The organism is Hymenobacter frigidus, assembly GCF_014640435.1.
Lineage (GTDB): Bacteria > Bacteroidota > Bacteroidia > Cytophagales > Hymenobacteraceae > Hymenobacter > Hymenobacter frigidus.
This window is the reverse complement of record NZ_BMGY01000077.1, coordinates 1-9,370: the sequence shown is the minus strand read 5'-3', so window position 1 is coordinate 9,370 and position 9,370 is coordinate 1. Positions and strand designations below refer to the sequence as shown.

Genomic DNA, 9,370 nt, shown 5'->3' with positions numbered 1-9,370 from the left:
ACGCATCGAACACGTCTTAATGGAGGTCGGCCAAAAGTACACCGTTACTTTTGCGTGACTACTTAGTTCAGCCAAACGGTTAGAGTTCTTCCACTAAGATGGTGTGTAGTGCTCAATCGATTTGAGTACCATTTCCAAAACGCGTTGCGCTTTGTCGGTGGATAAAAGCTGGTCAAATTCCGGCGAATCCAAAATTTCTTGCGTCAATGCGGGAGAAGTAAAGAATTCTTTGCCCAGGAGACCGGGCCCTACTACTCGAAACCCTTCTGGACGCGGGGTTCCGTCCACCAGGACCGTGATGCTGCTGGCGTTTGCGAGGGTCGAAAAGAGGTTTGCCATGTTGTGTGAGCGCAAGAAGCGGTTGAATCGTTGATGAAATAAGCCTGGGCGGGGTGAGGGTGGGAGCTGGCCCAAATATTACGCTCCGGATAGCGAAAGGAGCGATTGGCTTTGCCTCCTACTTTGAAGCGAAGCCCATAACCATGCTCCCTACTTTTCATCTTCAATCTGATGCAATGAAATACGCCCCGTGGCCTCCAGTGAGGCAAATTGCTGGCGATTGATAGTAGGCAGTACAGCAATCGGCTCCGTGTTTGTTGCGATGGTGCGAACTAATTCGCTGCCATTTGCGGCAAGACGATATAGCGCCGTTCCAAATTCATTAATCACGACTAAATGGGCAGGCGAGACGAACTGGATAGCGACATTGGCCGAAGCACCGGTGGTAAAAGCAAGGGTAGGCTTTTCCTCACCGCGATGAGTCGGGTTCCACAGCAGAAAGCCATCCACCGCATCGATGGCCAGTAATAATTCTTCAGAATAGGGCGAACGCACTACCTGACACACTGCTCCCATGGGCAACTCATGGAAGTTATTGCCACCATGTTCACTCCAGGAAAATAACCAGTGGCCCCAATAGGTGTAGAATACGCCCGCGTGGTATAACAACTCGCAGGGCCAGCCGCGCTCCTCATCGACCAAGGCCAAATCACTCGTGCCCATGCTGTGTTCCCAGACTGGCAGCAGCTGGCCATCGGCCGTGTAGCGTTGCACCGTAATCAGCCTTTCGGCACGGGTAACCGCAGCCACTACGCCATCGGGAAGCAGGCACACCCGCACGGGCCAGGGCGGCAGCCAGCTCGGGCACTCCACCAGCAGGGCTTCGGAAAAATGCTTGGTTTTAGGCAGCTGCTTGGTTTCCAGCGCCAGGGCTTCCGACGTTCGCAACAGAATGCGGTTGCCGTGCTGCTCATCGGCCACCAGCAATACGTACACCCCGTTCATATCCGCCAGCCAAGAATAGTATTCTACTTTGCCATACCAGTTGCCGCGGGCCAGGTGCAGCCGGTCATCGCGCGTGCCGATGGCTACCCACTGATGGCCGTGCGTCACCGCGCTTTTCCACTCGACGGTGGCATCCAGCTGGGGAGCCATTAAGGATGCGAATGGTGTGGACGCAACCAGCGGGCGCAGCGGCTGGCGGCTGGTGAAGCGGCTGCAGTCAGCCACAATAAGCCGGTCGTCGGGCAGAAAATGGCGTAATAGCGTCAGGCAGGCCATGTTTCCGGCCGTGGCTTCGGTGCTTATCACGTCGTAGGCGATGTCGCGGGAGGTGGTGAGCAGTGCCGGGGCCGGGTGCTTTTCATTGACGGCGGCCAGCACCTGCAGCAGCGGTACGCGCTGCGACGCGGAAGTATGCTGCTGGAAAATACGGTGGACGTACGGGCTCAGGTCGGCCCCCGGCGCAGCGGCCAGCACGTCGAAATACTGCCGGAGGCATACTTCGGGCTGCTTTGCACCGGCCCAGCCCTGGAGCAAGACCTGCTGCGCCCGGCCAGTATCGGTGAGCTTATCGGCCAAGAGGCGCGCGGCGGCGGGGTGGTCCTGATTATCCAGAAACAGGCTTACGCCGCGCTCGTAGTGGCGGGCCGCCAGCTCGGGTTGGTCGAGGCGCTGGAAGAGGTCGCCGGCTTTTTCGTGCTCCTTGAGGTCGGTGTAGATTTCAGCGGCTTCGAGCAGCAGGCCGCCATGTTCCAGGCTCTTGGCGGCGGCGGGCAGGTTGTGGAGGTGGTCTTTGTAGAGGGCGGCGGCTTCGCGGCAGAAACCGCCCTGGTCCAGGGTATTGGCAGCGGACTGGTAGTCGCCGAGCAGGTGGGCGTAGACATAGGCGGCTTTTTTGAAGCGGCCGGCCGCGATTTCCCGGTTGGCGGCGGCGCGGTAGTGCAGGCTTAGGTTGCGGCGGTAGGCGTCGAGGTTCCAGGCGTCGACCCGGCCGCCCCCGCCCAGGCCGCTCAGGTTGAAATCGGTCGCCCGCGGACCCAACCGGGCCGATTGTGGCGCCGTGCCCCGGTCCTGATAAGGCCCACCCAGCGGAATGGCATACTTCAGGGCCTCCTCCATGTTCTCGTTGAACAGGTGCAACAGCCGCTCAATCTCGTTCTGCCGCTTCTGCTCCAAGTCCTTAATGTGGCCACCCAGCCAGACTTCCAGCCGCTGAAACAAGCCGGGCCGGGCCGGCGCAACGGGCTGGTGGGTGGCAGGGCGACTAGCATCTTTGTCCGAAAAGCTGCGCCAAAGCCGTATGATTATCAGCGTCAGGGGCACGATAAGGCCACTAAAACTATTTTTTTCCAGCTGCGCGAAAACGCTGGCCAGCAGGGCAAACGCCATGACTACCAGCAGCACGATGCCCAAAGCGCCCATGACGCGCCCCGACGGCAGGCCCGGCAGCCAACGCACCAGGGCCAGCACTGCTTTCAACAAGCGGCGGCGCAGGTTGTCGAGGGCTTCCCGCACGGGACCCGGCTGGTCTTCGGCCAGGCCTGGCAGCAGTGCCAGCGGCACGGTGCCCACGTCTTGCTGAAACGACTCCACGACCTCGGCCACCGTAGGCGTCAGCACCCGCACCTGCTGCAACCGAGGCTTGGGGGCGATGCCCGACCGGGCGCGGCCCCAATCGGTGGGGCGCGGCGCGTGGCAATCGAGCAGCGTGGCCAGGTCTAATCCATCATCCGTATCGAAGCCGACCAGCCCGATGCTTGGGTGCAACAGCTGGTGGGGCCACAGCAGGGCGGCGGCCAGCTCGTCGGGGGCGGTGGTGGGCCAAAGGGTGGCTTGCACGGGCACATAGAGCCGGCCGGCTGCCTCGGAGCCGTAGGGTTCCAGCACATCGGCGGGCACGGGGCCGGTGGCTATCACGAACAGCCCCGCCACCTGCACCGAGCGAACGGATTCGGGGACGAGGTAACAGGTCAGCTGCTGCGCCGGCAGGTTCCAGCGGCTCAGCTCGCGCAGCCACGCCGCCGGGTCGGAACCCCGCAGGAAGGCCGCGCGGGCCGGGCGCTGCGCCGTTTCGTGGGAGCGAAGCGTGAGGTGCATGGGTTAGCCGAGGTGGGCGATGAAGCGTTGAAGATACAGCCGGTTGAATTCCAGCACGGAAAGGCACCGCGCCGGATTTGGGCCGGTAAAGTAAGTGGAGCCGCACACGGTGCCATCGGCCGCCCAGGCAGCGGTGGGCTGGCCCAGCACCAGCACCAGCGTGATTTCCGGCACGGTGGCATCGGCGCTGCGCAGGTGCAGCAGGCCACGCGGGTCCAGCAGCCCCCCGCTTCCATCGGGCCAGGCGAAGCGGCGGAAAAGCAGCTGCTCATTCGCCAGCAGCGGGAACCCCTTGGGGTCGACCGGAACGACACCGTGAAACACCTCCTCGTTGACGGTGCCGCGATTCTTGCTCAACAGCTGTAATTCATGCGTCAGCTTGCGCGGGCTGCTTGCCAGCGCCAGGACGTGGCCCTCAATCACCAGTGCACACTGGTTGCTCAGCCCCACGTGGTTCACCCGGTGCAGCACGTTGTAACCGTTGTTAATGTAGCGTTTAATGTGGCCAAAATCGGGGCGGAAAGCCGAAGCCGCATGGGCGGGGAAAATGGAACTGCGGTGGTCCCGAATCTCCCAGCGCCGACAATCAAACACCAGCGTACCCCCGGCCCATTGTACGTGATAGCACCCGTCCTTAAACACCACCGGCAGGGCGTCGTCAGGCGTCGCTACCTCCGCCGCTAAATCCACCATTTCGACCTCGCCCGTGGCCGTTATAAAGGCATAAATCCGCAGCAACCGGCGCGCACTGACGAGGACGTACACGGTGTGGAATCCATCGGCCCCGAAATGATAAGCGCCTGATTCAATCTCCGGTAGCAGTTCCCGCGCCCCGGTGTCCTTGCTGGGCCAGAACAGCACGCGTTGCCGGTCGGTGATGCTCAGTACGCCGATTTCCGCCGCGTAAAACGTGTTTTTTATGGATACCCGCAGGCCCGTAACCGGGAAGTACAGCGGAGCCGGCACCTGCTGCAAAAACGCCGGCCCATCGGTGGGCGTTCGAAACTGCAGCGGCTGGCGCGGCGCGGCCGTGAATAGCAGCTCTTCCAAATCGTAGCGGGCGGTGCTGGCCAGCGAGCGGTGGCCGTTTTGGTACTCGTAGAGCTGCAGTTCGCCGCTGCGGTCCACCGTGAGCAAAAAGCGCAGCGCCGGACCGGCCTCGGCCAGTTGCCGGGCAAATACCGGCTGGTGCAGCAGCTGGGCATCGGTAATGAGCAGGCAATCGCCGGCGGCTGGCTGGGTGCGCCCAAACGCCAGCAGGGCCGGGCCGGCGTGCGGGGCCGGGTCGAGCTGGGCGAGGGTCGCCACCACGCCGTCGAAAGTATCCAAGTCGAGGGGCGTAGCGTGCTGGCCCCCGAGGGCGAAGGCCGCCACCGGTGCTGGCGGGCCCGCCTGCCGCGAGTTGCGAGCCCAGGCCAGCGCGGCCGCCAGGGCAAACACGCGGGGCACGCCCCACATGCGCAGGGTGGTATCAAGCAGCACGGTGCGGGGCTTCACATCAGGATGGGGCGGCGCTTCGCGGCGCAGGTACAAGGCCTCGTTATTCACGAGGCGTGCCAGCAGAACATGGTCATCGTGGGCCAGCTCGCTGAGCAGCAGCCGGTCGAAATTACCCCGGTTAGTTACGTCGGAGATGCCACCGATGGGTTGGTCGCTGGCACCCCGGGCGTGCAGCGGAATGCGTAGCGCCGCCACCAGCTGCCGGGTGAGACGGGCCAGACCAGCCGTGCGCACGTCCTGCGCTAACTGGTCGAAAAGGTCGGCAGGTTCTGCTGCGAGCGGCGCCGTTTCGACAGCGGCAGGCGCGGGCAACGGCAGCGGCTCGGGGAGCTTATCCAGACCGGTGCGCAGGTGCAGCGCCAAGGCTTCGGGAGTGGGAAAGCGGTTGAGCGACTGGGCCAGACAGGCCAGCTCGTTCGAAAACACACGACGCGTGACTGGGCTACGGCTGAAATGCAGCACTGTATCCGTGCGCCCACTGTCCCATTCATCCAGCAGGGCCGAGGCCATTTCCGCGCTTATCTGCGGCGCTTGTGCACTGAAAACTTCGCGGAATAAGTGCAGCTTGGGCTCCCCCGTTCGCAAGTTGCCCGGCAGCGCGCTGACCACGTCCAGAAACAGCAGCACGTGCCGAATTTGCCATTCCAATGCTGCTTCGCTCGGGTCGTCGGGCGCAGTTGGCATTTGCTGCCACGAGTGCTTTAGCACCGAGGCATTGTCACCTGGTTCTGACCAGGTATCCGCACAAGCCGCCAGCAACAGGAGCACCGAGGCGAGCGGGGGCAGGCCGTGCTCAGTGAGGCCCCGCAGCACGCGGGCCAACTCCTCGCGGTAGCACAGGGTATCCCCGCTGCGCCATTCAACTATTTTGCCCTTTTCGACCCAACGCCAGAAATACGCTTTGGGATTGCGGAAATAGACTGGTGCAAGCTCTCGTACCGTTTTCACTTCGTTTGCCAGCTCACTCATCGCCCAAACTCCTTAAATGTGAGCCGCACCGCACTGCGCGTAACGGGCAAAATATCCGTATTCAGCACCCGCTCCCAGCTGCCATCGGCGGCAAAGAGCAGCACATCATCGGCGGCCGTTTGTAGCTTCTGCCGCAGTAGTGGGGCCAGCAAGGGCGCTTCAAAATCAAATCCGGCGGGTAGCAGCAGGCCCTCGCGCAGCCACAACTCCAGGCCCGGCAGGGGCGGCAACGGGGTGCCCAGCAGCAGCACCCGCGCATCGGCCGCCACGGCAAAACGCAGGCAGCGAAGACGGATTTCCGGGGCCGTTTCGGCGTAAGCATGCCAAGCGGTTAGGGTGGTGAGCAGGGCCGCGCCTGCCCCCGCCCGAGCCGAGGGGCGCAGGCGGACCCGATAAGCCGGGGTGCCTTGGGCGGGCAGGGCCGCGGTGGGTAATTCCAGCGGCACGAATAGACGAATGGGCTGCCAGACCAGCCCGGTGGGCAGGCGGGCGGTGGGCGTGCGCTGCCCGTCGGGAAACAACCGACCCTCAGCATCAAGCGCGTAGATAGCCACGGCGGGCAGGCCGCGGACGGGCAGCGGTAGTTCGCCGGTGGCGGACAGGCCGCGCAGCCAGAGCTGGTCAGCTACTTCGGCCGCTTGCAGGCCGGGCAGGTGGCGCACGCTGCCAAGGGCTTCGCGGTCAGCGGCTGCCAGCACGAACACGCGCCCGGCCATCATGCCCGTAACACCTTTTGCCAGAGGGCATCCAGCGGCTCCTGCACGTAGGTGCGCTGCTCGTCGTTGGTGAGCCACTGGGCCCGGCCGTGTAGGTAGCGCAGCTGGTCTTTGATGGTGGTGCGCTCGGCGGGCGAGGTTTCGGGCAGGTCCCACTGAGCCGTGAGGGTGCCGATTTCGCGCAGCAGGGCGTCGGCATCGGGGGCATCGTGGCCGGCAGCGCGGGGGTGCTGAGCGGGCTGGTCGTCGGCGTGCACCACCGCATCCACGATGCTGCCCACCACTTCGCGCTGCTCGTCGGTGTCCCAGATGTAGCGCAGCACCCACATATCGGAAGCAATGGCCGTGGTGCGCTGACAGAGCAGGGCACTGGCCGCCAGCAACCGCTGCAGTTTCACGGCGCGGCGGTCCGACACGGCCACCCCGGCCAGCCGCAACTTGCGGATAAGGTCGGTATAGAGCGGCCGCACAGGGCGCAGGTCTACCAGCGGCAGGGCGGCCTGCAGGCGCAGAATGTCCTCGGCGGCAATATTGGGGGCTTCTTTGGAGCTGGGGCGCTCCAGGTTCCAGCCGGCTTCCAGCACGTCGGCCAGGGCGTCAGGGGCCACGTAGTCGCAGTGCACGCGCACCAGGAAGCGGTCGAACAGGGCTTGCAGGGCATCGTCTTCGGGCAGGTGGTTGCTGGCACCCACCATGAGCAGGGCAGGCAGGGCGCGGGTTTCGCGGCCGCGCCGGAACACCCGCTCGTTTAGCACCGTCAGCAGGCTGTTGAGGATGGCGCTGTTGGCGTTCAGCAGCTCGTCGAGGAATACGAGGTGGGCTTCGGGCAGCATGCCGTCGGTGTTGGTCACGAGGTTGCCTTCGCGCAGCTGGCGGATGTCGAAGGGCCCGAACAGCTCGTTCGGCTCGGTGAAGCGGGTGAGCAGGTATTCGAAGGTTTTGCCTTGCAGCCGCTGGGCCAGGGCGCGCACCAGCGCACTTTTGGCCGTGCCGGGCGGGCCCAGCAGGAACAGATTTTCGCGGCCCACAAGGCAAAGGCACATCAGGTCGATGATGTCATCTTTGCCCACAAACGTGGTTTTGAGGTGACCCGCCACGCGTTTGAGCTGCTCCACCAGCAGCCATTCTTCAGTTAGTAAATTTTCCATTTAAACGGGTAGCGTGAAGGCTGTGAAATCGGGCCATAACGTGGCGGCATGGCCGCCCAGGGCCTCATGTATCAGCGGGGCCAGATGCGTCTGGCTGGCGCGCGCCCGGTCCTGCACCCGGATAATGCGGTCGATGTACGCTTGCCGCAGGGCCGGGTGCGCGATGATAGTGACGATGGGCTCGGCGTCCTTAAACTTGGTGCCCACGGATGAAAACGGCCACTTCCAGGCTGTGGCCTGCAGGCGGCTCACCAGCGCATCGCCGGGGGCCAGGCCTTTAGCCAGCCGTAGCAAATCGGGCAGGTGACGAAAAGTAAGGTCCGCGGAATAAATGGCTTCCGGTGTCATATCGCCGGAGAAGTCCTGCAACTGCTCGTGCACAAGGGTTTCGTCCAGTTCCCGCACCAGCGCCAGTTTCACAGTGTCGTAAAGATAGGCGGCGGACCAAAGGGCCGCGGGCGCATTGAAAACCGGGGCAGTATGCGGCATTTCCTTGGCGTCTTCGGCGTGGTAGCTGCGCAACAAGTCTTCGGCCGCATGCAGGTCGGCTGCTTCGAACGAATCCGGCTGGCTGGTCAAAGTGAGGCACCCGGTGGTAAGCAGGTCATGCAGAAAACCGGTCAGTAGCATAAATTAAGAAGCAAAGAATTTCCCGAAGGCTTCTGGTTTTCGACAGACAATTACCCTGGGTGCAGCAAAGCAGCGCAAGTACTTAAAAAAACGAGGATTTCAGCGGAATGGCGCTAACGAACAGCTGAAGTCAAAGCGGGGCGTCTCCCTCCCTTTCGGCACCTTCCTCAAAAAGGCATCATGCCGTTGGTCAGGTACCCCTCTTTGTTGTAGTAGTACATGGCCCCGCGGCGCTTTTTGCCGTTGCGGTATTCCTGCACCCGGGCCAGCTTGCCGTTCGGGCGGAAATACACGGCTCGTACCGGGTGGCCCGCCTCGTACTGCACGGCCCGCCGCACGCCGCCCCAGCCGTAGCCCCGCAGCCACAGCCCCACTTTGCGGCCGTCCTGGCGGTTGTTGACGGGGCGGCGGGGCGCCATCGTGGCGCAGTCCAGGAACAGCCGAGGAACCCGACCCGTCGGATTGCCCACGCCGAGCGCGTACCCCGTGCCCTCGGCGGCCACCGTCGCCTCCACGCAGAGCCCCCGCACGTACAGGCCGGTCGCGACCGGGCGCTCCCCGTCCCAGCGGCGGTAGCCCACCAGCCCGTCCGACTTCCCAGCGCAGCCCGGTGGGGTGCCGGCGACGGAATCCAGCGCGTAAAAGGTCGTCCGCAGGCAGCGGGCAGGACCGCCACCCGGGGCCGTGGGAGCGGGCAAAACGGCCAACTGTTGCGCGTGGACGGACCTGCCCGCCCACTGCCCCGCCAAGAGGATGATAACAAGCAACAGCAGGGGACGAAACATGGCAGTCGGAAAGTGGCCCGAAAGTAAGCCCACAAGGTCCACAGGGCTTTCCCCTCGTTAGGAATGCAGTGCAGAGACGATGCCCCTCAGTTCAGGAAAAGAGTCCTTATTTGCTATACCCAAGCCTGCGAGCTGTGCCTACTGCGGAAGCATTTTAACGATTAGAAAGGGCCGGAGGCCCAGGGTAAACGCATTAAAAAGGGCCGCTTAGCTTTGTCTTTTTTGCTGGCATGAGCGCTCTAAG

Annotated in this window: 7 protein-coding genes; all 7 read right to left on the bottom strand. The window is 63.4% G+C overall.

The genetic code is table 11. The features are described from left to right. Positions 1-93: 93 nt before the first annotated feature. Complete coding sequence (locus tag IEW17_RS20200) at positions 94-339, bottom strand: hypothetical protein (RefSeq protein ID WP_188563874.1); 246 nt, start codon at positions 337-339, stop codon at positions 94-96. A gap of 150 nt (positions 340-489) precedes the next feature. Further along, entirely contained in the window at positions 490-3,378 is a 2,889-nt protein-coding gene (locus IEW17_RS20195) for a bpX3 domain-containing protein (protein ID WP_188563873.1), read from the bottom strand. A 3-nt stretch (positions 3,379-3,381) separates the two neighbouring features. Then, complete coding sequence (locus tag IEW17_RS20190) at positions 3,382-5,826, bottom strand: hypothetical protein (protein WP_229749172.1); 2,445 nt, start codon at positions 5,824-5,826, stop codon at positions 3,382-3,384. Between the two features lie 17 nt (positions 5,827-5,843). After that, positions 5,844-6,566 (bottom strand): hypothetical protein, encoded by a 723-nt coding sequence (locus IEW17_RS20185; RefSeq protein WP_188563871.1) that lies wholly within the window; start codon positions 6,564-6,566, stop codon positions 5,844-5,846. Then, the gene (locus IEW17_RS20180) at positions 6,563-7,711 is read right to left on the bottom strand and encodes an AAA family ATPase (protein WP_188563870.1); all 1,149 of its coding nucleotides are present in this window, start codon (positions 7,709-7,711) and stop codon (positions 6,563-6,565) included. Before IEW17_RS20180 ends, IEW17_RS20185 begins: the two co-directional genes overlap by 4 nt. Further along, the gene (locus IEW17_RS20175; protein ID WP_188563869.1) at positions 7,712-8,341 is read right to left on the bottom strand and encodes a conflict system bpX4 domain-containing protein; all 630 of its coding nucleotides are present in this window, start codon (positions 8,339-8,341) and stop codon (positions 7,712-7,714) included. Positions 8,342-8,508: 167 nt separating this feature from the next. Further along, positions 8,509-9,126: a toxin-antitoxin system YwqK family antitoxin gene (locus tag IEW17_RS20170; protein ID WP_188563868.1), complete on the bottom strand. Its 618-nt coding sequence runs from the start codon at positions 9,124-9,126 to the stop codon at positions 8,509-8,511. Positions 9,127-9,370 lie beyond the last annotated feature (244 nt).